Source organism: Mycolicibacterium hodleri (genome assembly GCF_025822245.1).
Classification (GTDB): Bacteria; Actinomycetota; Actinomycetes; order Mycobacteriales; family Mycobacteriaceae; genus Mycobacterium; species Mycobacterium hodleri.
In genome coordinates, this window is sequence record NZ_JACKTL010000041.1 from 101,009 (window position 1) to 125,624 (window position 24,616).

26 protein-coding genes are annotated in these 24,616 nt (G+C 68.2%); 14 read left to right on the plus strand and 12 right to left on the minus strand.

Annotated elements, in window-relative coordinates:
- Positions 1 to 5: 5 nt before the first annotated feature.
- Both H7J06_RS18045 and purB read right to left on the minus strand, forming a co-directional pair.
- Positions 6 to 1,208 (minus strand): cytochrome P450, encoded by a 1,203-nt coding sequence (locus tag H7J06_RS18045; RefSeq protein ID WP_264040386.1) that lies wholly within the window; start codon positions 1,206 to 1,208, stop codon positions 6 to 8.
- Positions 1,205 to 2,623, minus strand: coding sequence for an adenylosuccinate lyase (gene purB / locus H7J06_RS18050; RefSeq protein ID WP_264040388.1), 1,419 nt, complete (start codon positions 2,621 to 2,623; stop codon positions 1,205 to 1,207). Before purB ends, H7J06_RS18045 begins: the two co-directional genes overlap by 4 nt.
- Positions 2,624 to 2,663: 40 nt before the next feature.
- Here purB and relZ point away from each other — a divergent pair, with 40 nt between their 5' ends.
- Positions 2,664 to 4,379: a bifunctional ribonuclease/(p)ppGpp synthase gene (relZ, locus tag H7J06_RS18055; protein WP_264040389.1), complete on the plus strand. Its 1,716-nt coding sequence runs from the start codon at positions 2,664 to 2,666 to the stop codon at positions 4,377 to 4,379.
- 1 nt (position 4,380) lies between these two features.
- Here the strand turns inward: relZ and H7J06_RS18060 are convergent, their stop codons facing one another.
- On the minus strand, positions 4,381 to 5,238 hold the full coding sequence (locus H7J06_RS18060) for a methyltransferase (protein ID WP_264040390.1): 858 nt from the start codon (positions 5,236 to 5,238) through the stop codon (positions 4,381 to 4,383).
- A gap of 102 nt (positions 5,239 to 5,340) precedes the next feature.
- On the opposite strand from H7J06_RS18060, the gene H7J06_RS18065 reads away from it, so the two are divergent.
- A complete protein-coding gene (locus tag H7J06_RS18065; protein WP_264040391.1) occupies positions 5,341 to 6,159 on the plus strand; it encodes a class I SAM-dependent methyltransferase in 819 nt (272 codons plus the stop codon).
- Entirely contained in the window at positions 6,156 to 7,133 is a 978-nt protein-coding gene (locus H7J06_RS18070; protein ID WP_264040392.1) for a phytanoyl-CoA dioxygenase family protein, read from the plus strand. The genes H7J06_RS18065 and H7J06_RS18070 overlap by 4 nt, the downstream gene beginning before the upstream one ends.
- Here H7J06_RS18070 and H7J06_RS18075 read toward each other — a convergent pair whose 3' ends face one another.
- The 3 genes from H7J06_RS18075 to H7J06_RS18085 all read right to left on the minus strand — a co-directional run bounded on the left by H7J06_RS18075 (position 7,134) and on the right by H7J06_RS18085 (position 9,719).
- Entirely contained in the window at positions 7,134 to 8,558 is a 1,425-nt protein-coding gene (locus H7J06_RS18075) for an APC family permease (protein ID WP_264040393.1), read from the minus strand. It abuts the gene before it with no gap.
- Between the two features lie 54 nt (positions 8,559 to 8,612).
- Entirely contained in the window at positions 8,613 to 8,915 is a 303-nt protein-coding gene (locus H7J06_RS18080) for a Rossmann-fold NAD(P)-binding domain-containing protein (RefSeq protein WP_264040394.1), read from the minus strand.
- Between the two features lie 192 nt (positions 8,916 to 9,107).
- Complete coding sequence (locus H7J06_RS18085; RefSeq protein WP_264040395.1) at positions 9,108 to 9,719, minus strand: TetR/AcrR family transcriptional regulator; 612 nt, start codon at positions 9,717 to 9,719, stop codon at positions 9,108 to 9,110.
- A 70-nt stretch (positions 9,720 to 9,789) separates the two neighbouring features.
- Between H7J06_RS18085 and H7J06_RS18090 the strand changes: the two genes are divergently transcribed.
- Both H7J06_RS18090 and H7J06_RS18095 read left to right on the plus strand, forming a co-directional pair.
- Positions 9,790 to 10,224, plus strand: a complete 435-nt coding sequence (locus H7J06_RS18090; RefSeq protein WP_264040397.1) for a DoxX family protein — start codon at positions 9,790 to 9,792, stop codon at positions 10,222 to 10,224.
- Complete coding sequence (locus H7J06_RS18095; protein WP_264040438.1) at positions 10,221 to 11,135, plus strand: alpha/beta hydrolase; 915 nt, start codon at positions 10,221 to 10,223, stop codon at positions 11,133 to 11,135. Before H7J06_RS18090 ends, H7J06_RS18095 begins: the two co-directional genes overlap by 4 nt.
- A gap of 4 nt (positions 11,136 to 11,139) precedes the next feature.
- Here the strand turns inward: H7J06_RS18095 and purD are convergent, their stop codons facing one another.
- Positions 11,140 to 12,408: a phosphoribosylamine--glycine ligase gene (gene purD / locus H7J06_RS18100; RefSeq protein WP_264040439.1), complete on the minus strand. Its 1,269-nt coding sequence runs from the start codon at positions 12,406 to 12,408 to the stop codon at positions 11,140 to 11,142.
- A gap of 74 nt (positions 12,409 to 12,482) precedes the next feature.
- On the opposite strand from purD, the gene H7J06_RS18105 reads away from it, so the two are divergent.
- Genes H7J06_RS18105 through H7J06_RS18115 form a run of 3 tightly spaced genes read left to right on the plus strand, consistent with a single transcriptional unit; the run spans position 12,483 to position 14,867 of the window.
- The gene (locus tag H7J06_RS18105) at positions 12,483 to 13,709 is read left to right on the plus strand and encodes a cytochrome P450 (protein WP_264040441.1); all 1,227 of its coding nucleotides are present in this window, start codon (positions 12,483 to 12,485) and stop codon (positions 13,707 to 13,709) included.
- 26 nt (positions 13,710 to 13,735) lie between these two features.
- Positions 13,736 to 14,353, plus strand: coding sequence for a TetR/AcrR family transcriptional regulator (locus H7J06_RS18110; RefSeq protein ID WP_264040398.1), 618 nt, complete (start codon positions 13,736 to 13,738; stop codon positions 14,351 to 14,353).
- Positions 14,354 to 14,372: 19 nt separating this feature from the next.
- On the plus strand, positions 14,373 to 14,867 hold the full coding sequence (locus tag H7J06_RS18115; RefSeq protein WP_264040442.1) for an EspA/EspE family type VII secretion system effector: 495 nt from the start codon (positions 14,373 to 14,375) through the stop codon (positions 14,865 to 14,867).
- Here the strand turns inward: H7J06_RS18115 and H7J06_RS18120 are convergent.
- Genes H7J06_RS18120 through H7J06_RS18140 form a run of 5 tightly spaced genes read right to left on the minus strand, consistent with a single transcriptional unit; the run spans position 14,864 to position 19,617 of the window.
- A complete protein-coding gene (locus tag H7J06_RS18120) occupies positions 14,864 to 16,090 on the minus strand; it encodes a hypothetical protein (RefSeq protein WP_264040399.1) in 1,227 nt (408 codons plus the stop codon). The genes H7J06_RS18115 and H7J06_RS18120 overlap by 4 nt on opposite strands.
- Positions 16,080 to 16,523, minus strand: a complete 444-nt coding sequence (locus tag H7J06_RS18125; RefSeq protein ID WP_264040400.1) for a carboxymuconolactone decarboxylase family protein — start codon at positions 16,521 to 16,523, stop codon at positions 16,080 to 16,082. Before H7J06_RS18125 ends, H7J06_RS18120 begins: the two co-directional genes overlap by 11 nt.
- Before the next feature lie 3 nt (positions 16,524 to 16,526).
- On the minus strand, positions 16,527 to 17,378 hold the full coding sequence (locus H7J06_RS18130; RefSeq protein ID WP_264040401.1) for an NAD(P)-dependent oxidoreductase: 852 nt from the start codon (positions 17,376 to 17,378) through the stop codon (positions 16,527 to 16,529).
- Positions 17,375 to 18,136: an SDR family oxidoreductase gene (locus tag H7J06_RS18135; RefSeq protein WP_264040402.1), complete on the minus strand. Its 762-nt coding sequence runs from the start codon at positions 18,134 to 18,136 to the stop codon at positions 17,375 to 17,377. The genes H7J06_RS18130 and H7J06_RS18135 overlap by 4 nt, the downstream gene beginning before the upstream one ends.
- Before the next feature lie 11 nt (positions 18,137 to 18,147).
- Positions 18,148 to 19,617: an aldehyde dehydrogenase gene (locus H7J06_RS18140; protein WP_264040404.1), complete on the minus strand. Its 1,470-nt coding sequence runs from the start codon at positions 19,615 to 19,617 to the stop codon at positions 18,148 to 18,150.
- A gap of 184 nt (positions 19,618 to 19,801) precedes the next feature.
- Here H7J06_RS18140 and H7J06_RS18145 point away from each other — a divergent pair, with 184 nt between their 5' ends.
- Genes H7J06_RS18145 through H7J06_RS18170 form a run of 6 tightly spaced genes read left to right on the plus strand, consistent with a single transcriptional unit; the run spans position 19,802 to position 24,540 of the window.
- A complete protein-coding gene (locus tag H7J06_RS18145) occupies positions 19,802 to 20,410 on the plus strand; it encodes a TetR family transcriptional regulator (protein WP_264040405.1) in 609 nt (202 codons plus the stop codon).
- Positions 20,407 to 21,609 carry a cytochrome P450 gene (locus H7J06_RS18150; RefSeq protein ID WP_264040406.1) on the plus strand — a complete coding sequence of 401 codons (1,203 nt, stop codon included), beginning with the start codon at positions 20,407 to 20,409 and terminating at the stop codon, positions 21,607 to 21,609. Before H7J06_RS18145 ends, H7J06_RS18150 begins: the two co-directional genes overlap by 4 nt.
- A complete protein-coding gene (locus tag H7J06_RS18155) occupies positions 21,610 to 22,437 on the plus strand; it encodes an SDR family oxidoreductase (RefSeq protein ID WP_264040407.1) in 828 nt (275 codons plus the stop codon).
- Positions 22,434 to 23,786 carry a lanosterol 14-alpha demethylase gene (gene cyp51 / locus H7J06_RS18160; RefSeq protein WP_264040408.1) on the plus strand — a complete coding sequence of 451 codons (1,353 nt, stop codon included), beginning with the start codon at positions 22,434 to 22,436 and terminating at the stop codon, positions 23,784 to 23,786. Before H7J06_RS18155 ends, cyp51 begins: the two co-directional genes overlap by 4 nt.
- A 5-nt stretch (positions 23,787 to 23,791) precedes the next feature.
- Positions 23,792 to 23,998 (plus strand): ferredoxin, encoded by a 207-nt coding sequence (locus H7J06_RS18165; protein ID WP_079924352.1) that lies wholly within the window; start codon positions 23,792 to 23,794, stop codon positions 23,996 to 23,998.
- Between the two features lie 2 nt (positions 23,999 to 24,000).
- Positions 24,001 to 24,540 (plus strand): nuclear transport factor 2-like protein, encoded by a 540-nt coding sequence (locus H7J06_RS18170; protein WP_264040409.1) that lies wholly within the window; start codon positions 24,001 to 24,003, stop codon positions 24,538 to 24,540.
- Positions 24,541 to 24,616: the final 76 nt, after the last annotated feature.

Here is a 24,616-nt window from a genome sequence, read left to right on the forward strand (position 1 = left end):
AGCGGTCACCGCTCCTTTGCGACCGCAAATCGCACGGGGAGGTGACGGATGCCCGTGTGCCGACTGCTCCGTGTCCACTCGACGGGCCCCGCCAACTCCGCCGACGCGAAGCGGGCCAACAGCTCCTCGAACAGCACCCGCAACTCCAGACGGGCCAGGTTCGCACCGAGGCAGTAGTGCACGCCCTGCCCAAAGCCCAAGTGCGGATTGGGCTTTCGCGTGACGTCGAAGACGTCCGGGTCGGCGAAGACCAGGTCGTCACGGTTCGCCGAGCCCTCCCAGATCTGCACCTTCTGCCCGGCCTGGACCTGACACCCGCCGAGCAGCACGTCGCACGTGGCCGTCCGGCGCTTCGACGGCGACGGCGAGGTCCACCGCACCATCTCCTCGACGGCCGTGGGCAGCAGACCCGGCGACGAACGCAGCAACCGCATCTGGTCCGGATTGGTGATCAAGGCCAGCAGTCCACCGGCAATCGCGTTGCGCGTGGTCTCCGCACCGGCGCTGAACAGCAGGCTGAAGAACAGGTAGAGCTCGAGTTCGCCGAGCGCGCAGGCCTCGTCGTTGGCCACGATCGAGAGCATGTCGTCAGTCGGGGCGGCCCGCTTGGCGGCCACCAACTCCGCACCGTAGGCGTACATCCGCGCCCCGTCCTCGGCGCTCGCCGTGCGACCGAGGTCGAACTGTGGCTCGATGGCGTGGAACAGCCAATGGCGTTCGGACTCCGGCACTCCCAGCAGAATGCAGATCATCTGCATCGGCAGTTCGGCGGCCACGTCGACCAGGAAGTCGACGGGCCGACCCGGCTTGAGACCGTCCAGCAACCGCCGCGCCCGCGACCGCAGGTCGTCCTCCACGCGCCCGATCATCCGTGGGGTCAGGCCGGAGCTCACCAGCCGTCGGATCTGCGCGTGCCGCGGGTCGTCCATCATGTTGAGCACCTGGCCGGCGATCGACAGGTCCCCAAGCAGCGTCCCGCCGTACGGCCGCTCACCGCCCGTCACCGACGAGAACGTCGCCGGATCACGCAGCACGGCAAGGCTTTCCGCGTACGTCGCGACGGACCAGAAGCCCTCGCCGTCGGGGGTGTGTTCGGTGGGCTCGTGCCAGTAGACGGGAGCTTCGCGGCGGTGCACCGCGAACAATTCGTGCGGAAATCCCGCCGCGAAGTTGTCCAGGTCGGTGAAGTCCACCGCCGCCAAGCTCACAGGATGGCGCCCGAGGTGTAGGCGGCCGCCTCAGGGTATCGGCCCACCAGCTCCTCGACGGCCGCGACCACCGCGTCCACCTGCGCGCCTGCCGCACCGGTGAACGCCTCCTTGTCGGCCAGCGCCGCATCCAGTGCCGCGCGGTCCAGTGGCAGTCGAGGATCGGCAGCCAACCGGTCGAGAAGGTCTGGCTCCAAGCCACGTTCGCGCATCGCCAGCGCGACGGCGACCGCGTGCTCCTTGATGACCTCGTGAGCCGTCTCGCGTCCGACGCCTGCGCGGACGGCGGCGATCAGGATGCGGGTGGTGGCCAGGAACGGCAGGTAGCGGTCCAGCTCGCGCTGGATGACGGCCGGGTAGGCGCCGAATTCGTCGAGCACGGTCAGGAAGGTCTCGATCTGGCCGTCGAGGGCGAAGAACGCATCGGGAAGGGCGACCCGGCGCACCACCGAGCAGAAGACGTCACCCTCGTTCCACTGCGCGCCGGCCAGTTCGGCGGCCATCGACCCGTACCCGCGCAACACCACCTGCAGGCCGTTCACCCGTTCACAGGACCGGCTGTTCATCTTGTGCGGCATCGCCGACGAGCCAACCTGCCCCGGCGCGAACCCCTCGGTGACGAGTTCGTTGCCCGCCATCAGCCGGATGGTGTGGGCCAGCGACGACGGCCCGGCCCCGAGCTGCACCAGCGCCGAGAGCACGTCGTGGTCCAGCGAACGCGGGTAGATCTGTCCAACACTGGTCAAAACGTCGGCGAATCCCAGGAATTCGGCCACCCGCCGCTCGAGGGCGTCCAGCCGTGCGGTGTCGCCGTCGAACAGGTCGAGCATGTCCTGCGCAGTGCCCATCGGTCCCTTGATCCCCCGCAGCGGGTAGCGGTCGATCAGCTCCGTCAGCCGGGTCAGCGCGATCAACGTCTCCTCGGCCGCCGAGGCGAACCGCTTGCCCAGCGTCGTCGCCTGCGCCGCGACGTTGTGCGAGCGGCCCGCCATCACCAAGTCGCGATAGAGGTCCGCGCGCTCGGCCAGCCGCGCGACCACCGCGACACCGTGGGCGTGGACGAGCTGCAGTGAGCGGCGGATCTGCAGCTGCTCGACGTTCTCGGTGAGATCGCGACTGGTCATGCCCTTGTGCACGTGCTCGTGGCCGGCGAGGGCGTTGAATTCCTCGATGCGCGCCTTGACGTCGTGGCGGGTGACGCGCTCGCGTTCGTTGATCGAGGCCAGGTCGACCTGCTCCAGAACTCGCTCGTAGTCGTCGACGACGCCGTCGGGCACCGAGACGCCCAGCTCAGCCTGGGCGCGGAGGACGGCGATCCACAGCCGCCGCTCCGCGACGATCTTGGCTTCTGGCGACCAGATCGCCACCATCTCCGCGCTGGCGTACCGATTGGCCAGGACATTCGGAATCGTCACGGATACACAGCTTACGACCCGGCTGAGGCAAGCTAGACCGATGTACTTCGTCGGCGTGGACCTGGCGTGGGGTGAGCGCAAGCCAACGGGCGTCGCGGTCGTCGACGACGGCGGCCGGTTGGTCTACGTCGGCGTTGCGCAGGACGACGCCAGCATCCGGGCGGCGATCGGGCCCTACGTCCAGGACGACTGCCTGGTGGCCTTCGACGCGCCGCTCGTGGTGACCAACCCGACCGGTCAGCGGCCCAGCGAGGCGGCCCTCAACCGCGACTTCGCGAAGTTCGAGGCTGGCGCGCACCCCACCAACACCGGCAAGCCCGAGTTCGCCGGCACCCCGCGGGCGGCCCGGCTCGCCGCCGAGCTGGACCTCGACATCGATCCGAATTCCACGGCGCCGCGGCGGGCCATCGAGGTCTACCCGCACCCTGCGACCGTGGCACTGTTCCGGCTCGGCCGGACGCTGAAGTACAAGTCGAAGCCCGGTCGCAGCGTCGCCCAGCTCCGCTCCGAGTTGCTGCGACTGCTGGACCTGATCGAGACGCTCGCCCAGGCCACGCCCCCGCTGCGGGTCGCCGACCACGACGGCTGGATCGCCCTTCGGCACGCCGTGGAGACGGCCGAGCGCAAGAGCGAGCTGCGCCGCGCCGAAGACCCCGTCGACGCGGTGGTGTGTGCCTACGTCGCCCTGTTCGCCACCCGCAGGCCGGGCGACGTCACGGTCTACGGCGACGCCGAGACGGGCGCCACCATCACCCCGACCCTCCCGCCGGACCTGTTCCCCGCGCCGCAGGAGCCGACGCCCGGTGCGGTGCGCGACGCCATCGCGGAGTTCGCCGCCAGGCGGCCCGCGCTGATCGGCGCGACCGAGCGCTACCTCCATCTCGTGACGACGTTGCTCGACGACGCCGGCATCAACTACCTCGATGTGACGGCGCGAACCAAGAGCGTGGCGTCCTTCGCGGAGAAGGCCGACCGCAGCGTCGACGGCCGTCGCCTCTACACCGATCCACTCTCCGAGCTCACCGATCAGATCGGTCTGCGGATCATCACGTTCCTGCGCGACGACGTCACCACCGTGGCCAACCTGCTGTCCGAGGAGATGCAGCTGCTCGACGATCGCGACATGGGCCAGGAGACCGCCCGTGAGGGCCGTTGGGGTTACGCCAGCAGACATCTGCTGGTGGCCGTCGAGGGCGAGCAGCAGCCCGCGTCGATTCAGGTGCGGACGGTTCTTCAGCACGCGTGGGCGGAGTTCGAGCACGACATCCGCTACAAGGGCTCCATTCCCGAGGAGGACGCCCCGGATCTGGATCGCCGGTTCACCCTCGCGGCGGGTCTGCTCGAGTTGGCCGACCGGGAGTTCTCCGCCATTCGCGAGCGCCTGAAGAGTTCTCCGCCCGCGGCGCGTTCCGAGCAATCCGACGACCCGCGCATCGGAACCCCCGTGTTGGCCACCTATCTGGGCAACCGCTTCCCCGACGCCGGCTGGTCGCGCACCGAGCACTACGCCTGGATCTCCGGGCTGCTGCTGGAATTGGGCGTCGACTCGCTCGACGAACTCGACGAGCTGCTCGCCGGTCTGGACACCGACGCGGTCAACGCCAAGATGGACTACCGCTACCCGGCGGGTGCGGTACGCCGCCTCGACGACGCGCTGCTGGCTCGTTACGGCGACCGCTACGTGGGCCTGACGGGCAACGCCCACCGCGTCGCCCAGCTGCAGGCGCGTCTCGAAAAGCTCTCGGCCGCGGGATGATTCAGGGCTTGCGAGCCATGATCACGTCTACCGGGTGGGGCACCACGCCCGGATGACCGGGCAGGGAGACGTCGCGTAGGTAGTCGAGCAACCGTTCGCGCGCCGACGGTGTCAGCGCGCGCGAGCGGGCCCCGATCAGGAAGTCGAGGACGTCCTCGCCGCGCCCCAGCGGATCGCTCAGGGCGTCCCGGACGTCAAGGCGTCCGACGATCGTCTCGGTGGCGACGGACAGGCCGCGCCGTTCGAGATCGGCGTGCACGTCCTCGGCGAACCATGGCGTCCGCCCGGCCCACGGACACAGCATCTCGGTGAGGACGCACAACGGTTCCAACGGCGCGACGGCGGCCAGCAACAGCCCGCCCGACCTGAGCAGGCTCAGCCCGTGGTCGAGCGCCGCGGACAGGTTCGCGACGTAGTAGAGCGAATGCACGAAGTGCACCAGATCTGCGGGATGGCCGGCGTCGTGGTCGGCGAAGTCACCGATCACGACGGTCGGGACGAGTCGCTGGAGGCCAAGCGAATTCATCCGCTCGGCGAATCCGGCAGCTGACGCCGCATGCGGTTCGACGCCCGTGTACCGCACCCGGCGCCCGCCGGTCGCCAGCGCGGCGGCCAGGGGCGCGTCGACGCTGCCGTCGCCCACCCCGACCCCGACGACGCGCACCGGTTCGCAGTCGACGAGCAGCGGGGGCAACTCGCCCACCAACCACTCCTGCAGGCGGCGGCGCTGATCGCTGGCCGCCTCGTAGCGGGCGTGGGTGCGGGCGTACCGCTCCCTCGTCAGCGCCGGGAGAGCCGGCTGTTCCAGGACTCGTTCCCGTAAGCCCGCCAGGGGCACGGGCAGCCCGATCAATGTCATTTGCTGCCAGTGTCCCTCGAAGAGCGGCCAGGACGGCTCGATCGTCGACGCCGACACCGTTGCGTAAGAATCGGTCGTCGGGATCCGTGGTTGGCTTGACCGATGACGAAACCCGACACCGCCCAGCGCAGCCTCGACCACTGGAGCGAGGCCGGGCGGGCGGAGATGCAGGCGTTCTACGCCCTCGCTACGGAGGACTATCGCCAACTCTCCGGCGCTCGCGACTGGAACGCCGACCTCGCCGGGCATGCGGTCGACGGGCGGGTGAAGCTGCTGGACGTGGCCTGCGGGAGCGGCAAGTTCCCCACGGCGCTGCTCGCCTCGGGGCTGTCGACGGAGCCGGTCGTCGAGGTGGACCTGCTGGACCCGTCGGCGTTCAGCATCGCCGAGGCGCGCGCCGCGCTGGCCCCGCCGTTCGTGGCGGCCGGCGAGCACGAGCTCCTGCTCCAGGACTTCACCGGCACGGGGTACGACGTGGCGTGGGCCACCCACGCGCTCTACGCGCTGCCACCCGCCGAGCTGACCGCGGGCGTGGCCAAGATGGTCGCGTCCCTTCGCCCCGGTGGTTTCGGGGTGGTCGCCCAGGCGTCGTCGCGCTCGCACTATCTGACGTTCTACGACGCCTATCGCGCGTCGTTCGCGCCCGACGCCACCCCTTACACCGATGCCGAGGGGGTCACCGCCGCGCTGCGTGACGCGGGCGCACCGGTCGACGTTCGGGTGCTGAGCTACCGCACCGGGACGTCCGATCGTGCCGTCGCGGAGGGCTTCCTGCAGCGCTGTGCGTTCGACGACACGGTGACCCTCGATCAGATGGAGGCCAGCGAGACACTCGGCGCCTACCTCGCCGGCTGCCGAGGACCCGACGGTGCCTACGAGTTCACCCACGAAGCGCACCTGATCACTTGGCAGCAGCCATGATTCGCAACCCGCACCTGTCCGACGCCACCGCCGCGGGTACCGCGGCCGACGTCGCCGTCGAGTGGGACCGGGGCAACGACCAGTGGTGGGACTGGTACATGTCCCTGGCCGACGGCCCGGCCCCCGACGGCCCGCTCGTCGACCCGCCGGTGCACGATCCCGGGCCGCTGCCGTCCGACGACGAGGTCGTCGCCGAACTCGACGTGGCGTATCCGATCACCGACGAGCAGATCCGGCGGTTCCGTGCCGACGCGTTCGTCAAGTTGCCCGGCGTGCTCAGTCCCGGGACGGTTCGCCGTCTGCGGACGAGGCTGCGCGCCATGCTCGACGAGGCCGTCGATCCAGAAGTCGGCTTCCAGAGCCGCGAAATGATGTGGCTGGACGACGATCTGGTACGCGCCGCGGTGCTGTCGCCGCGCATCGGCGGCATCAGTGCGGCACTACTGGGGACCGACCGGGTTCGGCTCTATCACGACAACGCGCTGTCGAAGGAGCCCGGCGCGGGACGCACCCCGTGGCACTACGACGCGCACCACTTCCCGCTCGACTCCCCCCAGGTGTTGACGGCGTGGATCCCGTTGCAGCCCACCCCACGGGAGATGGGTCCGTTGGCCTTTGCCCGCGGCGCCGACGTCGGAGAGCTGGTCGACGATCTCGAATTCGACAAGCACGGCACGTCCTACGACCGCGGGGTGTCGGAAGCCCTTCGCACACACGGGGTTCAGGTCGAGGATGGGCCGTTCGCGGCGGGCGAGGTCAGCTTCCACGGGGCCAATTGCTTCCACACCGCGGGGGCCAACCGCACCACCGAGGCCCGCGTCGTGCTGGCCAACACCTACTTCGCCGACGGCACCCGCGTCGTGCCCAGCCCGACCATGGTCAGCGGCGACTGGCGCAAGTTCATCCCCGGCGCCGAGCCGGGACAAGTGGTGGCCAGCCCGCGCAACCCCCTGCTGAGACGTTGCGTCCGTTAGCTACTTGGGTCCGGAGTCGATGTCCTCGACGTCGACCATCCGCGTCGACGTGATGCCGACGGCGCGGTTGATCGCCACCGTGAGCCCGAACAACAGGACGCCGAGGACCACCAGCGCGATCGCCAACACGTATTGCTGCAGGGGCCGGCCCGACAGCGGCAGCACCAGATAGGCCGAGGCCACGAAGCCGACCCACGGCAGCCACGTCGGCGTCCTGAAGTGATGGCCGTTCGCTTGAACGTCCTTGCGCAGCACCAGAACCGCGACGTTGACCACGGCGAACACCGCCAGCAGCAGGAGCGACGTGGTGCCGCCCAGGGTGGAGATCGCCTCGTCGTTGGCGAACGCCGTGACGTAGAGGATGAGTCCGAACGCGATCGAGGTGGTGAACAGGATTGCCACCCACGGAGTCCGGCGCGAGGGATGGACCGTGCCGAGCACCGGCGGCAGCACGTGTTGCTTGGCCATGCCGTAGATCAGCCGACTCGCCATCAGCATGTTGATCAGGGCGGTGTTCGCCACGGCGAACATCGAAATGAAGGGCAGGATCTTCTCGATCGGCAGACCGGGTGCCCCGGCCTTGACCACCTCGACGAGCGGCGTCTCGCTGGCCTCGAGCGTGCCGATCGGGACCAGCGCCACCGCGACGACGGCGACCACGATGTACACGACGCCCGCGATGCCGAGGCCGGTGAGCAGCATCTTCGGGAAGATCTTCACCGGATCCTTGGTCTCCTCGGCCATGTTCACCGAGTCCTCGAACCCCACCATGGCGAAGAAGGCCAGCGACGTGGCAGTGGTGACGGCGAGGAACGCGTTCTTGTCCTCGGCGGTGTCGAAGGCGATCACCCGGGAGAAGTCCACCGCGTCACCACCCTGGGTGAACGCCCAGAAGCCGACGAAGATCACCAGCATCAGGCCGGTGATCTCGACGATGGTGAGCACCACGTTGAGCTTCACGCTCTCGCCGACGCCGCGCAGGTTGACCGCGGCGACCATCACCATGAACAGCACCGCAACGGCGACGATTCCGGCCGTGCCCCAGTCGAATCCGAAGCCCTTGAAGAAGTTCGAGGCGAAGAACCGCGACGCGGTGGCCGCCGAGGTTATGCCCGAGCACATCACGATGAACGCGACCAGGAACGTGACGAAGTGAATGCCGAACGCCTTGTGCGCGTAGAGCGCGGCACCCGCCGCCTGCGGGTACTTGGTGACCAGTTCCAGGTAGCTGAACGCGGTGACCATCGCGATGAGGAACGCCACCAGGAACGGCAGCCACGCGGCACCACCCACCTCGGCCGCCACGTCGCCGGTCAGCGCGTAGACACCGGTGCCGAGGATGTCTCCGACGATGAAGAGAAGCAACAGGCCAGGGCCCATCACGCGTTTCAGTCCGGGCTGTTCCTCGACGGTGGCCTGCGCCATGACGCCTCCCTGATGGTTCGCTGTGAGTCAGGGTCCAACCATTGCAGGAAAAGGTCAATCACGCACTGCCATCCACTCGCGCGACGTGTCCGTCATCGCCGAGACCTCGGCGAGGAACCTCGCCACCATGGCGGCGTCCTGTGGCCGTTGCCACCCGAACGTGGTCGGCCGTTGCGCCCGGTCGTGCCAGAAGTGCGGCGAGTGCGACGCAGGCCGGGTCGCGACCAGCCAGACCGCGGTGTCGCCGCCGTCGGCGGCGTCGCGAAGGATCGGCCCGGTGAGCTTCTCGAACGTCGGAAGGGCTTCGGAGACAGCGGGAGTCCTCGCCCATCCGGGATGCATGCTCTCGACGCGCAAGCGGCCATCGCCTCGCCGAGACCGGACGTGGCCCCGGTGACGACGACGCGCTTGCCGGCCATCGACGTCGGGCTGGGGTCAGCGGGCCACCAGAGCCTGCGCACGCCCGACCCGATCTTGGAATGGCCCAGCACGACTGAACGGTCCAGAGCGGCGTCGACCAGGTTGGTGAGGAACATGCCCCGAACGTGCTCAGCCGAAGGGCGCGAGCACGTCGATGACGTCGACGAGCGTCGCGCGGGCGGCGGCCCTCGGACCGTCCCCCACGCCGACGAGGGACGCGACGACCGCGCCGTCGACCGCGCACACCAAGGCCGTCATCAACTCCGCCCGCACGGACCGCCCGGAGCGCTCCACCACCTCGACAACGGCCTCGGTCCGCTGCTTCATGATGCGGCGCTGGACGTCGCGCAGCCCGGGTTGACGGGCGCAGGCGATGTAGCGCTCGTAACGCGAGATCAACTGTTCGGAGACCCGGGTGTCGGGTCCGTCGCCAACCAGGAAGTCGACCAGGACGTCGGCCGTCGACTCGGCGCCACGCTTGCGCCGCGGGAGGGCGGCGACCCGGGTGTCCAGGATCTCGGCCTCCCGGATGCCGACGTACTCGACGGCGCGCTCGACGAGGTCGTCGAGGGACGAGAAGTAGTACGTCGTGGAGGCCAGCGGCAGGCCCGCCCGGCGGGCGACGGCACGATGCCGGACCGCGTCGAAGCCACCTTCGCACAACAGCTCGGCGGCCGCGCTGACCAGCGCGTACCGTCGCCTCTCCCCCTTGGGGGTGACCGCTGCCGTCACGTGTTGCATGCTGCCAGCAACGGCCCCACGGTATGGGGCTTTCGGCAGACTGCAAGGCTGCGAACGGAAAGCGAGGCCCATGCGCACACCCGTGTCAGACCCACCCGCCACATCTGTCCCGCGAGTGCTCGCTCGGCTCGCATTGGGGGCCGCCCTGGTGTTCGCCGGAGTCAGCCATCTGACCTTCGCTCGGGATTCCTTCTACGCCCAGGTGCCGCCGTGGCTGCCGCTCGACGCCACCTTCGTCATCGTCGCCTCGGGGGTCGTGGAGATCGCCCTCGGCGCCGCCGTTCTCCTCGTGCGACGACGACGCGCCCAGGTCGGCTGGGCCGTTGCCGCGCTGTTCGTCCTGGTGTTTCCCGGAAACGTGTCGCAGTTCGTCACCCACAGCGCCGCGTTCGGGCTGAACTCCGACCTGTCCCGCGGCATCCGGCTGCTCTTCCAGCCGCTGTTGGTGGTCTGGGCCCTGTGGTGCACCGGCGCTTGGAGGGCGCTGCGGGCGTCGACGGCATGATGGCCCGCATGACAGCCAAGCTGAGCCGTCGCGCCATCCTGCGACTCGGCGTCGGAGCCGCGGCGGGTGCCGTGGGCGCGTACGCCGTCAGTTCGTCGTTGAGCCAGGCCCCGGTGAGCCGGCCGCCGGTCGCCATGACCGGGATCGGCGCACCGCTGGCGCCGCCCCGCCCTCCGGTGCCCCTCGAACCACCGGCCCCAGCCCCGACCTACGTCACCGGGTCGTTCGTGTCCGCGGCCCGCGGCGGCGTGACGACCAATTGGGCGATCGCCCGGCCGCCGGGACAGACCGGTCCGCTGCGTCCGGTGATCGCCCTGCACGGCAAGGGGCAGGACGCGGCGGGGGTGATGGCGGGCGGTGTCGAGCAGGGTCTCGCCCAGGCCGTCGCGGCCGGCATTCCGCCGTTCGCCGTCGTCGCCGTCGACGGGGGCGGAAGCTATTGGCATGCAAGGACCTCCGGCGAGGACTCCGGCAAGATGGTCCTCGACGAGCTGATTCCCATGCTGGGCGACCAGGGCCTGGACACCTCGCGTGTCGGCTTCCTCGGCTGGTCGATGGGCGGCTACGGCGCCCTGCTGCTCGGCTCGAGGCTCGGTCCGGCCCGGACGGCGGCGATCTGCGCGGTCAGCCCGGCACTGTGGACGTCGTCGGGCGCGACGGCCCCCGGCGCCTTCGACGGGGAGGCCGACTTCGCCGCGAACAGCGTGTGGGGGCTGCCGAACCTGGGGTCGATTCCGATCAGAGTCGACTGCGGCGACAGCGATCCGTTCTACGCCGCCACCAAGCAGTTCATCGGGCAGCTACCCAACCCGCCCTCGGGTGGGTTCTCCCCCGGCGGCCACGACGGCGCCTTCTGGAGTTCACAGCTGCCCGCCGAAATCGCCTGGATGGCACCGATTCTCGTCGCCTAGCTGGCTACTGCCCGACGCGACCTTCGGCCGCAGCCAACCCGATGTCGGTGCGAAAGTGGCCGCCGGGCAGGCGAATTCCCGCCATGACGGCGTAGGCCGCGTCGCGGGCGGCGGCGAGATCGGCACCGGTGCCGACGACGGACAGGACCCTGCCGCCCGAGGACACGACGGCGCCGTCCTCACGCCTGGCGGTACCCGCGTGCAGCACGCCCGGCGCGTCCGAACCGGTGATGACGTCGCCAACGCGAGGTCGCCCCGGGTAGTTCTCGGCGGCCAGTACCACCGTCACCGCGGACCCGTCGCGCCACTGCAGCGGCGGTAGGGCGGCCAGCTCACCGACGGCGGCGGCGCGCAGCAGCTGCCCCAGGGGGCTCTCCAACAGCGCAAGCACCGCCTGGGTCTCGGGATCGCCGAAGCGGCAGTTGAACTCGACGACGGCGGGGCCGCGGGAGGTGATCGCCAACCCGGCGTACAGCAGGCCTGAGAACGGGCATCCGCGCGCGACCAGTTCGGCGGCAACGGGTTTCACGACGTCGTCGACGATGGCAGCCAGGACGTCGGCCGGCAACCAGGGCAGCGGCGTATAGGCGCCCATGCCGCCGGTGTTGGGTCCGGCGTCGCCGTCGCCGACCCGCTTGAAGTCCTGTGCGGGTAGCAGCGGCACCACCGTCTCGCCGTCGACGACGCAGAACAGCGAGACCTCGGGGCCGTCGAGGAACGACTCGAGCAGCACGGGGTGCCCGGAATCCAGCAGGCTCGCCGCGTGCGCACGGGCGGCGAGGCGGTCGACCGTCACCACCACGCCCTTTCCGGCGGCCAGCCCGTCGTCCTTGACCACCCAGGCGTGATCGCCCGCGGGCGGGCCGAAGCGATCCAGCGCGGCGTCGAGACGGGCGGGGTTGTCCACGATCTCACTGCGCGCGGTGCGCACGCCTGCGGCGTCCATCACGTCCTTGGCGAAGGACTTCGCGCCTTCGATGCGGGCGGCGTCCTTCGACGGCCCGAAACAGGCGATGCCGGCCGCGCGCACGGCGTCGGCGACGCCGAGGACCAGCGGCACCTCGGGCCCGATGACGACGAGGTCGGCGTCGATGCGCTTGGCCAGTTTCACCACGTCGTCCCCGGAGGTGACGTCGACGTCGTATTGCTCGGCGATCGACGCCGTGCCCGCGTTCCCGGGTGCCACGGCGAGCGCCTCCACCTCGGGGTCGCGACGCAGCGCGAGCAGCAGCGCATGTTCACGGGCACCGGATCCGACCACGAGGACTCGCACGGTCGTCAACCCTAAACCTTCGAAACACGGCCATACACTTCGAGCCAAGATGTATGGTCAATCTCGTGACCACGATGCAGAACGGGTGCCCCTTCGGAGCCGGGTACGACTTCACCGATCCCGACGTCCTGCTCCGGGGGATCCCGGTGACGGAGTTCGCGCAACTGCGCAAGACCGCCCCCGTCTGGTGGAACGAACAACGAGAGTCGATATTCGACGACGGCGGCTACTGGGTGATCAGCCGACACGAGGACATCAAGGCCATCTCGCGCAATGGCGACCTGTGGTCGACCAACCGCAAGGGCGCGGTGATGCGTCTGCCCGACGGCGTGACCGCCGAGCAGCTCGACCTGACGAAGGCGCTGCTGATCAACCACGACGCCCCCGAGCACACCCGGCTGCGCAAGATCGTCTCGCGCCTGTTCACGCCGCGCTCGGTGGCCGCACTCGAGGAGAAGCTCGCCGTCGCGGCCCGCGAGATCGTGGCCGAGGCCGCGGCGAAGGACGGCGGCAACTTCGTCGACGACATCGCCACCAGGCTGCCGCTGCTGGCCATCGCCGACCTGATCGGCGTGCCGGAGTCCGATCGCGAGAAGTTGTTCCACTGGACCAACTGCATCATGAACACCGACGACCCGGACTTCGACTCCGACCCCACGATGGCCAACGCCGAACTCATGGGCTACGCCTACAACATGGCCGAGGAGCGCAGGCGCTGCCCGGCCGACGACATCGTCACCCGGCTCATCCAGGCCGACATCGACGGCGAGGCGATGGGCGACGTCGAATTCGCGTTCTTCGTCATCCTGCTGGCCGTGGCCGGCAACGAGACCACCCGCAACGCCATGACCCACGGCATGAACGCCTTCTTCGACAACCCAGACCAGTGGGAGCTGTTCAAGAAGGAGCGCCCCGCGACGGCGGTGGACGAGATCGTCCGCTGGGCCACCCCGGTGCACTGCTTCCAGCGCACGGCCCTGGCCGACGTCGAGTTCGGTGACGTCACGATCGAGGAGGGGCAGCGAGCCGGTCTCTTCTACAGCTCCGCCAACTTCGACGAGTCCGTCTTCGAGCGGCCCTTCGAGTTCGACGTGCTGCGCAACCCCAACCCGCACTTGGCCTTCGGGGGCAACGGCGCACACTTCTGCATCGGCGCCAACCTCGCCCGCATGGAGATCAAGCTGATCTTCAACGAGCTCGCCGACCAAATCCCCGACATCGCCAGAGTCGCCGAACCGCAACGGCTTCGATCGGGTTGGATCAACGGCGTCAAGGAGCTGTCGGTCTCCTACCGAGGCTGACGCGGCGTCCGGTTACGATTTCCGGCGTGCGCACCCACGGCTGGTCTGGATCGGCGCCCGCGACCGACGACGAGGCCGTGGCGCGAATTCTGGACGCCGCGAGCAAGGCCGTCGACGAGCGCGGTGCCGACGTCAGCATCGCCGACGTCGCCCGCACCCTCGGCGTCACCCGGCAGACCGTGTACCGGTACTTCGCCAGCACCGAAGCACTTCTGGTGGCCGCCGCCGTGCACGCCGCCGACGACTTCCTCGAGCGGCTGGCCGAACACCTGCGAGGTCTCACCGACCCGGTCGACGCCGTCACCGAGGCCATCGCGGCCGCGCTGGAGTGGCTGCCGAAGGACAAGCACATCGGGCTTCTGATCGCACCGGGTCGCGCCGACGAACACACCGCATCCGTCACCTCCGACGTCGCACTGCAATTCGCGAACGCCATGCTGCGCCGGTTCGACGTCGACTGGGCAGGCCACGGCTTCTCCGACGCGGAACTCGACGGGCTCGCCGAGCACCTGCTGCGGATCATCCAGTCGTTCGTCATCGACCCCGGCCGGCCGCCCCGCACCGGGGAGGCGCTCCGGGCGTACCTCAGGCGGTGGGTGGGCAGCGCCATTTTGCCGCCGGGTGGGGGCTTCGACCCGTCCTAGACTCGGTGGCGTGAGCGCAATGGACGGGTTCCGCTCGACGTGGTCCCGGGCGAATGACACCTTCGGCGACGGCGTGCCCGCCTCCGGAGCGGAGTTCGACCAGAGCGGTGCGCTGCGCGAGATGCAGGCCGCCGTCGAGACGGCGGCCCCCGGGTGCGGATGGACGGGTGCCGCGTCGGCCTCCTACTCGGAGGCGAATGCGCGCCACGCCGCCGTCTTGGGCGACATCGCAGACCTGGACCGACGATTCGCCGCCGAGGTGGACCGATCCGCCGCCGTGGTGATCGCAGGCCGGCGCGAACTCGGTCGACTGCGGACGTGGGTGACCGACGCCGCCGCGGCCACCCCACGAGGTCAATCCGGCGAGTGGATGCGAATGATCATCGCCGCCAAGGGAATCGGCCGCGTCGGTCAGACCGTCCAGCAGGCCGCCGCCGAGATGGGCGTCATCGGGCGACGGCTGACCAGCCTCGCCGAGGAGTACGACGAGCTACCGGGGGTGCGCGACCGCTAGACCACCGTCAGCGGCAACGACTTTCGCTCCTGGAACACCCAGGACGCGCCGCCGGAGAACTTGGTGACGGCGACTTCGCCGAGTTCCTTTGCTGGCGTGTCGGAGTCGATCACGCGCACGGTCCAGTCGGTCTCGGTCCCGGACACCTCGGCCCGCAGGTGCGGGTCGACGGCCTGCACGATGGCCTGCAGCGGCAGGTCGGCCATCGGCGACACCAACGAGATCCACGAGCCGTCCTCGTAGGCGGGCGAGCGGCGGACGTGAACGAAGTCCGGGTCGACGACGGCCGACACGTAGGCCGCCGGGTTCAGCAGCGGGTGCAGTTCGAGGACGCGCAGCGCACCCCTGACGTCGCGCGACAAGCCGAGTGCCCGGTGGATGCGCTCGGCGGCGACCCCGGCGATCCCGATCAGCTGTTTGGTGCGGATGGACCTCTCGAGCGCCTGGTCGTCCTTCGCTCGGGCACGGACCGCCAGGGTGAAGGACAGCACCAGCAGGTGCATCTGCAGGCAGACCTCGTCGGCGATGCGCACCAGCGCGGAGTGCGAGAACGCCCCGAAGTCGACGTCGGCCAGCAGCTCACCCGAGTAGTCGGCCGCCCCCTCGTCGTCCGGGTCGATCGCCGCCAGCTCGCACGAGTGCGCGTGGCTGGCCGCGACGACGTCCATCGCCGGAATGAACGGAACCTCCGGGTAGGACTCGTCGATGATGACGGTCCACGCGCAGTGCGGCGTCCGGCCGGACGGAATCCGGGGTGGCCGGTGGATCGGGCGCACCTGGGCCTTGCGGTTGGTGGCCAGCGCGGTGGCGTCGAACGTCGGGTCCTCGATGTCGTGGCACATCCCGTGGACGTAGTCGTCGCCCATCGGCTCCACGTCGAGCAGCGCACCACAGTGGTCGAGGTGGAACTCCCCGTGCCACCGGTCGTGCACGGTGTAGCGGAAGTCCATGAACTGGGGCGGCGCACCGATGTCGAGCTGCAGACCCTTGAACAACGTGAAGATATCGGTGCCCTCGTACTTGAGCGCCTTTTGCATCCGCCTGGTGTACAGCGGACTGGACGCCGCCCACTCCTCGATGGCGATCTGCAACATCTCGTCGCGGCCCCACGCGCTGATGCAGTGCGCCATCCCCGAGCGGTCGATCAGCTGGCCGATCAACAGCAGCTCCGGCACCAGGGTGGCGAGCTCTTCGCGCGACAGCGCGGCATACCTACTCGTCATCGAGCGTCTTCCCCGTGCTCATCTTGACCGCCGAGTTGACGTTGGCGCGCTTGTCCTCGCCAGAGCCCGTCTCGGCGTTCTTCCTTCGCTTCGCGCTGACCTTTCCCACCACTCCGTTCAACCCGGCACCCCGTGGGAAGCCGACGTACTGGGTGAGGAAGATGGCCATCTCCTTGAGTTCCTCCTCGGTCAGCTCACCGTTGGCCAGCGCGGCGTTGACCTGAATCTCGGCCAGACCCTGTTCGCCCAATGCGGTCACGACGGCCAGCGTCATCAACCGCTTGTCCCGCATCGACAAACCGGGTCGGGTCCAGATGCTGCCGAAGAGATGGTCGACGGTGAGGTCGAAGAAGCCGTCGCCCTCGATGTTCGGCATCTCCCACGAATACACCTCGTTCATCTTCTCGAGGCCCTTGCGGCGCAATTCGTCCATCGTCTAACTCCTCTCGTGCGGCACGCCGAGGCCGTCGGCCAGGTCTCGCAGCGCGATCTCGGCCAGCGGCAGGTCCACGCCGGCGGCCTCACCAAGTCCCAGGGCCAACCGTAGATCCTTCTCGGCCAGACCGCGGGTGTGGACGAACATGTCGTACAGGAAGTGGTCGGACGCCAGCGGGGACGTGTCGTCGCGGACCATGATCGCGCCCGGGCCGCCGCTCTGGGCGTCGCTGTGGCGGACGACCCGGCCAAGTTTCTGCAGGTCGATGCCCGCGGCTGCCGCCAACTTCTGTGCCTCGCATGCGGCGGCGAACCCGATGAAGGTCAACATGTTGCGCGCCAGCTTCATTCGCGTGCCCGCTCCGGGCTCGCCCGCGCGGACCACCATCGACGCCCATTGCTTGAAGACGGGCTTGACGCGTTCGTAGGCCTCGTCGTCGGCGCCGACCATGACGGCCAGCTCGCCCTTTGCGGCCGCCCCGGCGCCACCGCTCACGGGGGCGTCCACGATGTGAATGCCCTTGGGCCGCAACTGCTCGGCGAGCTCGGCGGCAGTGTCCGGCTCGATGGTGGAGTGGATCGCGACCACGGTACCGGGCCTCGCGTGGTCGGCCAGTTCGGCGACGACGTCGCGAACCTGCGCGTCGGTGAGCACGGTGACGCTGATGACGTCGGCGGCGGCGACGTCGGCGACGCCGTCGGCGAGGGTGGCTCCGAGCTCGGCCAGCGGCGCCATCGACTCGGTGCGCACGTCGAAGACGACGAGCCCGCCGGGCCACTCGACGAGGCGCTTGGCCATCGGGGCGCCCTGATTGCCCAGGCCGATGTAGCCCAGCCGCACGTCAGCGCTCATCGGATGATCTGGCCGCCGTCGACGTTGAAGATCTGGCCGGTGATCCACTTCGCCTGATCCGACAGCAGGAACAGACACATGCCGACGAGATCCTCCGGCTCCCCCATGCGGGACAACGGAATCCGCTTCACGATGTCGGCGACCATCTCCTGCGGGGTGGTGCTGCGGTTCGCCTCGGTGTCGATCGGACCGGGCGCGATGGCGTTGATCCGGATGTTCTGCCCGCCAAGCTCGGTCGCCAACTGCTGGGTCAACCCGTTGATGCCGACCTTCGCCAGACCGTAGAAGTTCGAGTACAACCAGGCTGCGGTGGAGGACTGGTTGACGATCGCCCCGCCGCCGCGCTTGGCCATCTTCCGGTAGACCGCGCGCGTGCACAGCAGTGCGCCGTCAAGGTTCACGCTCATGAACTTCTTGTAGTACTCCCAGTCCACGGTGATCAGGAAGTCGAGCTTCATCCCGCCGAAGATCGCCGCGTTGTTGACCAGGTAGTCGATGCCACCGAACTCCGAAAGCGTCTGCGCGGCCATCTCCTTGGCCGAATCCGGATCGCTCACGTCGACCCGCACCGCAAGTGCGTTTCCGCCCTCGCCCTTGATGGCGTCGGCCACCTTCTGCGCACCCTCGACGTTGACGTCCGCGACCACCACGGCCGCACCCTCGCGGGCCAACGCCTCGGCGTAGGCCTGCCCGATGCCACCACCGGAACCGGTGACGATCGCGACCTTGTCCTTGAACTGATCCCCGTACAGACCCATTGGGCGTCTCCTCAATTCGCTGCCGTGGCAATGGCCTTGGTCTCGAGATACTCCTCGAAACCGGCGATTCCCATCTCCCGGCCGATGCCGGACTGCTTGTAACCGCCGAAGGGCATGTCCGCCGAATACCAGACGCCGCCGTTGACGTTGACCGTGCCGACGCGCATGCGCGCGGCGACGGCCGCGGCCCGATCCTCGTCGGCGGAGAACACCGTGCCCGACAGACCGAAGGGCGAATCGTTGGCGATCCGCACCGCGTCGTCGTCACCGTCGTGCGCGATGACCGTCAGGACGGGCCCGAAGATCTCCTCGCGCGCCACCCGTGCGCTGTTGTCGAGGCCCGCGATGACCGTCGGATCGATGAAGAAGCCGGTGTCGCGGTCGGCGGGGCTACCGCCACCACACGCGAACGTCCCACCCTCGGCAATCGCCGAGTCCAGGTATTCCTGGATGCGGTCTCGTTGGCGCGCGGATATCACTGGGCCACAGACCGTTCCGGACTTGGTCGGATCACCCGCCTTCAGCCCCGACATGGTGCCCGCGGCGGCCTCGACGGCTTCGTCGTAGCGCTCCCGCGGCACCACCAGGCGAGTGGTGATCGCGCATCCCTGCCCGGCGTGCATCGACGCGGTGAACGCCGCCATGGAACAAGCGCCCGCCAGGTCGGCGTCGTCGAGCACCAGGAACGCCGACTTGCCACCGAGTTCCAGGAACACCTTCTTCAGCGTCGCGGCACCGTCGGCCATCACCGCCCGGCCCGTGTTGGTCGAGCCGGTGAAGGACACCATGTCCACGCGCGGATCCGTCGACAGCAGCGCACCCACGCCGTGGTCACTGGAGGTCACTATGTTGACCACGCCAGGCGGGAAGTCGGTGTGCTCGACGATGAGCTCACCCAACACGGTTGCGCACCAAGGCGTGTCGGGCGCCGGCTTGAGCACCACCGTGTTGCCCGCCGCCAGCGCGGGGCCGAGCTTGGCGAGGTTGATCTGGTGCGGGAAGTTCCACGGCGTGATGGCACCGACGACGCCGACGGCCTCGCGCGCGACCGTGCGGTGCGTCTTGATGCCCATCGGCGCCGCGATGCCGAGATCGGTGGTCCACTGGTAGGACTCGGCGGTGTCGGCGCAGAAGCTGAGATCCTCGATCGGCCCCTCGAGCTGGGCCATCGACGTCAGCATCACCGGCGCGCCGACCTCGGCGATCGTCAGCTCGCGCAACTCCTCCACGTGATCGCGCATCGCCTGCTGCAGTTGACGGATGCACCGCACGCGGAGTTCGACGTTGGTGGACCAGTCGGTGTCGTCGAACGCGCGGCGCGCGGCCTCGATCGCCGCGCCCATGTCCTCCGCGGTCGCATCCGCCGCGACGCCGAGTACCTCTTCGGTCGCCGGGTTGACCGTCGGGAACGTGCCCCCACTACCCGCGACCAGCTTGCCGTCGACGAGCAACCGGCTCTCGCGATCGCCTAGCAGCGCCATCACAACTCCCGTTCTGGTCCTGGACACCTGTCCGGCCATGTTGAGTCGAACCATAACCACAGGTGCGCGGGCATGGCAAGACCGACTCGGTCGACAGACGCGAAAGTCGGTGATCAGCTGCGCATTCGATTCAAACGATGCCACGCGCTTGCCGATTGCCGACCTCGTCGGATAACTTGGACATGTGTCCAGTGATGCCGCGGCTTCGGTCGCCGAGCCGACCGCGTCTGCGCTCGACGAAACGCCGCGCAACAGACGGCAGGAAGAGACCTTTCGCAAGGTCCTCACCGCGGGCATGGAGATGCTGCGGGAATCCTCCTACGCCGACCTGACCGTGCGCGCCGTCGCGGCGCGGGCGAAGGTGGCGCCGGCCACCGCCTATACGTACTTCTCGTCGAAGAATCACCTGATCGCCGAGATCTACCTCGACTTGATGGGCAAGGTGCCCTATTACACCGACGTCAACGAGTCGATGTCGACCCGCGTCGAGAAGGCCCTGCGCAACCTCACCCTGGTGGTCGCCGACGAACCCGAGGTGGCTGCCGCGTGCACCACTGCGCTGCTCACCGGCAACGATCCGACGGTGCGCCGCGTCCGCGACCGCATCGGCATGGAGATCCACCGCAGGATCAAGTCCGCGGCCGGACCCGACACCGATCCGCGGGTGGTGTCCGCCCTGGAGATGACGTACTTCGGTGCGCTCGTCAACGCCGGCAGCGGCGCCTTCACCTACCACCAGATCGCCGATCGACTGAGCTACGTCGTCGGCCTCATCTTGGGAGAAGCCACATGACCGCCAGCACGTCGGACGTCCTCCTGGACCCCTACGACTACGACTTTCACGAGGACCCGTACCCCTACTACCGACGCCTGCGTGACGAGGCACCGCTGTACCGCAACGAGGATCAGAAGTTCTGGGCCCTGTCCCGTCATGCGGACGTCGTCCAGGGTTTTCGCAACAGCACCTCCCTGTCGAACAAGCACGGCGTCTCGCTCGACCCGATTTCCCGCAACGAACACGCCCACCGGGTGATGTCGTTCCTGGCCCTCGACGATCCCGGGCACCTTCGGTTGCGGACCCTGGTCTCGAAGGGGTTCACCCCCAGGCGAATTCGCGAACTGGAAGCACGGGTCACCGAGATTGCCGTTGCGCACCTGGACGCCGCGCTGCAGTCGGATCGCTTCGACTACGTCGACGACTTCGCAGGCAAGCTGCCCATGGACGTGATCTCCGAGCTGATGGGCGTGCCCGAGTCCGACCGGGTCCGCATCCGCGCCCTCGCCGACGGCGTGATGCATCGTGACGACGGCGTGAAGGACGTGCCAGCCGAGGCCATCCAGGCCTCGGCCGACCTGATGGTCTACTACGCCGACATGGTCTCCTCCCGGCGCGCGAAGCTCACCGACGACCTCACCTCGGCACTCGTCGAGGCCGAGATCGACGGCGACAAACTGACCGACGAGGAGATCATCGCGTTCCTCTTCCTCATGGTCGTCGCCGGCAACGAGACCACCACCAAACTGCTTGCCAACGCGGCGTATTGGGGCTTCAAGAATCCCGATCAGCTGGCCCCCGTCTTCGACGACCACTCACTGGTCAAGCCATGGGTCGAGGAGACGTTGCGTTACGACACCTCCAGCCAGATCCTGGCCCGCGCCGTCTCCGCCGACATCACCATGTACGACACCACCATCCCCGAGGGCGACGTCCTGCTGCTGCTTCCGGGGTCGGCGAACCGCGACGACAGGGTGTTCGACAACCCGGACGAGTACCGCATCGACCGCGAAATCGGTTCCAAGTTGGTCAGTTTCGGAAGCGGCGCCCACTTCTGCCTGGGCGCCCACCTGGCCAGAATGGAAGCACAGGTGGCGCTGACCGAGTTCTTCAAGCGCGTCCGCGGCTACGAGGTGGACGAGGCCAACTCGGTCCGGGTGCACTCCAGCAGCGTCCGCGGCTTCGCCCACCTGCCCATCACCGTGAAGGCCCGATAGATGCCACGTTTCGCTCCGCTCCCCGACCGCAGGCCCGCCATCGTCGCGGGCGCCTCCGCCGGCATCGGTGAGGCCACGGCCATCGAACTGGCCGCCCGCGGCTTTCCCGTCGCCCTCGGTGCCCGCCGCGTCGAGAAACTCGACGACCTCGTCGGCAAGATCCGCGCCGACGGCGGCGAGGCGGTGGGCTTCCACCTCGACGTCACCGATCCCAACTCGGTGAAGTCGTTCGTGGCCAACGCCGTCGACGCGCTCGGCGAGATCGAGGTGCTCGTCGCGGGCGCCGGCGACACCTACTTCGGCAAGCTGGCCGAGATCAGCTCCGACGACTTCAACTCGCAGCTGCAGATCCATCTGGTCGGCGCCAACCGACTGGCCACCGCGGTGCTCCCCGGAATGCTGGAACGCCAGCGCGGTGACCTGATCTTCGTGGGTTCCGACGTGGCGCTGCGGCAGCGCCCGCACATGGGCGCCTACGGAGCGGCCAAGGCAGCTCTGGTCGCCATGGTCACCAACTTTCAGATGGAGTTGGAGGGCACGGGTGTTCGCGCGTCGATCGTGCACCCCGGGCCGACGAAGACCTCGATGGGCTGGAGCCTGCCCGCCGAGCTGATCGGTCCCGCACTGGAGGACTGGGCCAAGTGGGGCCAGGCCCGCCACGACTACTTCCTGCGCGCCTCCGATCTGGCGCGTGCCATCACGTTCGTCGCCGAAACGCCACGCGGCGGCTTCATCGCGAACATGGAACTTCAACCCGAAGCCCCCTTGGCGAGCGATCCATCAGAGCGCCAGAAGCTCGTCCTCAACGAGGAGAACTTGAACTCATGACCACTGCGATCGTCCCTCGCGTCTCGGGCGGCGAAGAGGAGTACGGCCACCTCGAGGAATTCCGCACCGACCCCATCGGTCTGATGCACCGCATCCGCTCCGAGTGTGGCGACGTCGGCTGGTTCCAACTGGTCGACAAGCAGGTCGTCATGCTGTCTGGCTCCGAGGCCAACGAATTCTTCTTCCGCTCCAGCGACGCCGAGCTCAACCAGGCCGAGGCTTACCCCTTCATGACACCGATATTCGGGGAGGGCGTGGTGTTCGACGCCGACCCCGAGCGCCGGGCAGAGATGTTGCACAACACCGCATTGCGCGGCGAGCAGATGAAGGGCCACGCCGCCACCATCGAGAACGAGGTCAAGAAGATCATCGCCGACTGGGGCGACGAAGGCGAGATCGAACTGCTCGACTTCTTCTCGGAGTTGACGATCTACACCTCGACCGCCTGCCTCATCGGGCTGAAGTTCCGCGAGCAGCTGGACAGCCGTTTCGCGCACTACTACCACCAGTTGGAGCGCGGCACCGATCCGCTCTGCTACGTCGACCCGTATCTCGACATCGAGAGCTTCCGCATCCGCGACGAGTCCCGCGTGAAGCTCGTCGCGCTGGTGCAGGAGATCATGGACGGCCGGATTGCCAACCCGCCCAAGGACAAGCAGGATCGCGACCTGCTCGACGTGCTGGTGTCGATCAAGGACGACGACGGCAACCCCCGCTTCACGGCCAACGAAGTCACCGGCATGTTCATCTCACTGATGTTCGCGGGTCACCACACCAGTTCGGGCACCTCGTCGTGGACCCTGATCGAGCTGCTGCGCCATCCCGACGTCTACGCCGACGTCCAGCAGGAGCTCGACGAGCTCTACGCCGACGGCCAGGAAGTGAGTTTCCATGCGCTGCGGCAGATTCCGAAACTCGACAACTCGCTGAAGGAGACGCTGCGCCTCCACCCGCCGCTCATCATCCTGATGCGCGTCGCCAAGGACGAATTCGAGGTCGCGGGTTACCCGATCCACGAGGGCCAGTTCGTCGCCGCGTCGCCGGCCATCTCGAACCGGATCGCCGAGGACTTCCCCGACCCCGACGACTTCAACCCCGACCGCTACGACAAGCCGCGTCAGGAGGACCTCGCCAACCGGTGGACGTGGATCCCATTCGGCGCGGGCAAGCACCGCTGCGTCGGCGCGGCGTTCGCCCAGATGCAGATCAAGGCGATCTTCTCGGTCTTGTTGCGCGAGTACGGGTTCGAGATGTCACAGCCCGCCGACAGCTACCAGAACGATCACTCGAAGATGGTCGTGCAGCTGGCCCAGCCGGCCAAGGTGCGCTATCGCAGGCGAGTCAAGTAGGCACCATGGGCTGCTACCGCGTGGAACTCGACGAGGACCTGTGCCAGGGCCACGCCATGTGCGAACTGGAGGCCCCCGACGTCTTCGCGGTGCCCAAGCGCGGCGTCGTCGAGATCCTCGACGCCGAGCCCCCCGACGACATCCGCGAGGACGTCGAGCGGGCGATCGACATGTGTCCGACCCAAGCAATTTCCCTCAAGGAGAAGGACTGACAATGGCGTCACGTGAGCAATTGGAAGAATGGACGCAGCGCTGGCTGCAGGCCAACAAGGACGGCGAGGTGGCCGGTGACTGGAAGCTGCTCGCCGAGTTCTACACCGACGATGCCACCTACGGCTGGAACATCGGTCCCAAAGAGGACGTGATGTGCATCGGCAAGGACGAGATCCGCGATGTCGCGCTCGGCCTGGAGATGGAAGGCCTGGAGAACTGGAATTACGAGTACCAGAAGGTGCTCATCGACGAGAAGCAGAACGAGATCGTCGGCTTCTGGAAGCAGGTCGCCAACAAGGAAGACGGCACGCGCGACGAGATCTACGGCATCGGCGGGAGCTGGTTCCGGCTGAACGACCAGCTGTTGATCGAGTGGCAGCGCGACTTCTTCGACTTCGGCCACGTCCAGAAGGCCTTCATCAAGCTCATCGAATCCGGTGACCTGACCCCGACCATGCAGAAGCGCATCGAACGCAGCATGGCCGGCGAGCAGCTGCCGGGCTACTACCCGCTGGGCCAGAGCCCAGTCCCCATCTGGTAGCCCCACCAAGCAGTTGCTTGGGGTGGGTGTGATCCACTTAACTAGAGGTTCTAGTCTGTTGTCACTGACTCAAGTC

Coding starts and splice junctions, on each gene's coding strand:
- relZ (WP_264040389.1), top strand. CDS start 2,664: ATGTACTTCGTCGGCGTGGACCTGGCGTGGGGTGAGCGCAAGCCAACG.
- H7J06_RS18060 (WP_264040390.1), bottom strand. CDS start 5,238: ATGACATTGATCGGGCTGCCCGTGCCCCTGGCGGGCTTACGGGAACGA.
- H7J06_RS18065 (WP_264040391.1), top strand. CDS start 5,341: ATGACGAAACCCGACACCGCCCAGCGCAGCCTCGACCACTGGAGCGAG.
- H7J06_RS18070 (WP_264040392.1), top strand. CDS start 6,156: ATGATTCGCAACCCGCACCTGTCCGACGCCACCGCCGCGGGTACCGCG.
- H7J06_RS18075 (WP_264040393.1), bottom strand. CDS start 8,558: ATGGCGCAGGCCACCGTCGAGGAACAGCCCGGACTGAAACGCGTGATG.
- H7J06_RS18085 (WP_264040395.1), bottom strand. CDS start 9,719: ATGCAACACGTGACGGCAGCGGTCACCCCCAAGGGGGAGAGGCGACGG.
- H7J06_RS18090 (WP_264040397.1), top strand. CDS start 9,790: ATGCGCACACCCGTGTCAGACCCACCCGCCACATCTGTCCCGCGAGTG.
- H7J06_RS18095 (WP_264040438.1), top strand. CDS start 10,221: ATGATGGCCCGCATGACAGCCAAGCTGAGCCGTCGCGCCATCCTGCGA.
- H7J06_RS18105 (WP_264040441.1), top strand. CDS start 12,483: ATGCAGAACGGGTGCCCCTTCGGAGCCGGGTACGACTTCACCGATCCC.
- H7J06_RS18115 (WP_264040442.1), top strand. CDS start 14,373: ATGGACGGGTTCCGCTCGACGTGGTCCCGGGCGAATGACACCTTCGGC.
- H7J06_RS18120 (WP_264040399.1), bottom strand. CDS start 16,090: ATGACGAGTAGGTATGCCGCGCTGTCGCGCGAAGAGCTCGCCACCCTG.
- H7J06_RS18125 (WP_264040400.1), bottom strand. CDS start 16,523: ATGGACGAATTGCGCCGCAAGGGCCTCGAGAAGATGAACGAGGTGTAT.
- H7J06_RS18130 (WP_264040401.1), bottom strand. CDS start 17,378: ATGAGCGCTGACGTGCGGCTGGGCTACATCGGCCTGGGCAATCAGGGC.
- H7J06_RS18135 (WP_264040402.1), bottom strand. CDS start 18,136: ATGGGTCTGTACGGGGATCAGTTCAAGGACAAGGTCGCGATCGTCACC.
- H7J06_RS18140 (WP_264040404.1), bottom strand. CDS start 19,617: ATGGCGCTGCTAGGCGATCGCGAGAGCCGGTTGCTCGTCGACGGCAAG.
- H7J06_RS18150 (WP_264040406.1), top strand. CDS start 20,407: ATGACCGCCAGCACGTCGGACGTCCTCCTGGACCCCTACGACTACGAC.
- H7J06_RS18155 (WP_264040407.1), top strand. CDS start 21,610: ATGCCACGTTTCGCTCCGCTCCCCGACCGCAGGCCCGCCATCGTCGCG.
- cyp51 (WP_264040408.1), top strand. CDS start 22,434: ATGACCACTGCGATCGTCCCTCGCGTCTCGGGCGGCGAAGAGGAGTAC.
- H7J06_RS18165 (WP_079924352.1), top strand. CDS start 23,792: ATGGGCTGCTACCGCGTGGAACTCGACGAGGACCTGTGCCAGGGCCAC.
- H7J06_RS18170 (WP_264040409.1), top strand. CDS start 24,001: ATGGCGTCACGTGAGCAATTGGAAGAATGGACGCAGCGCTGGCTGCAG.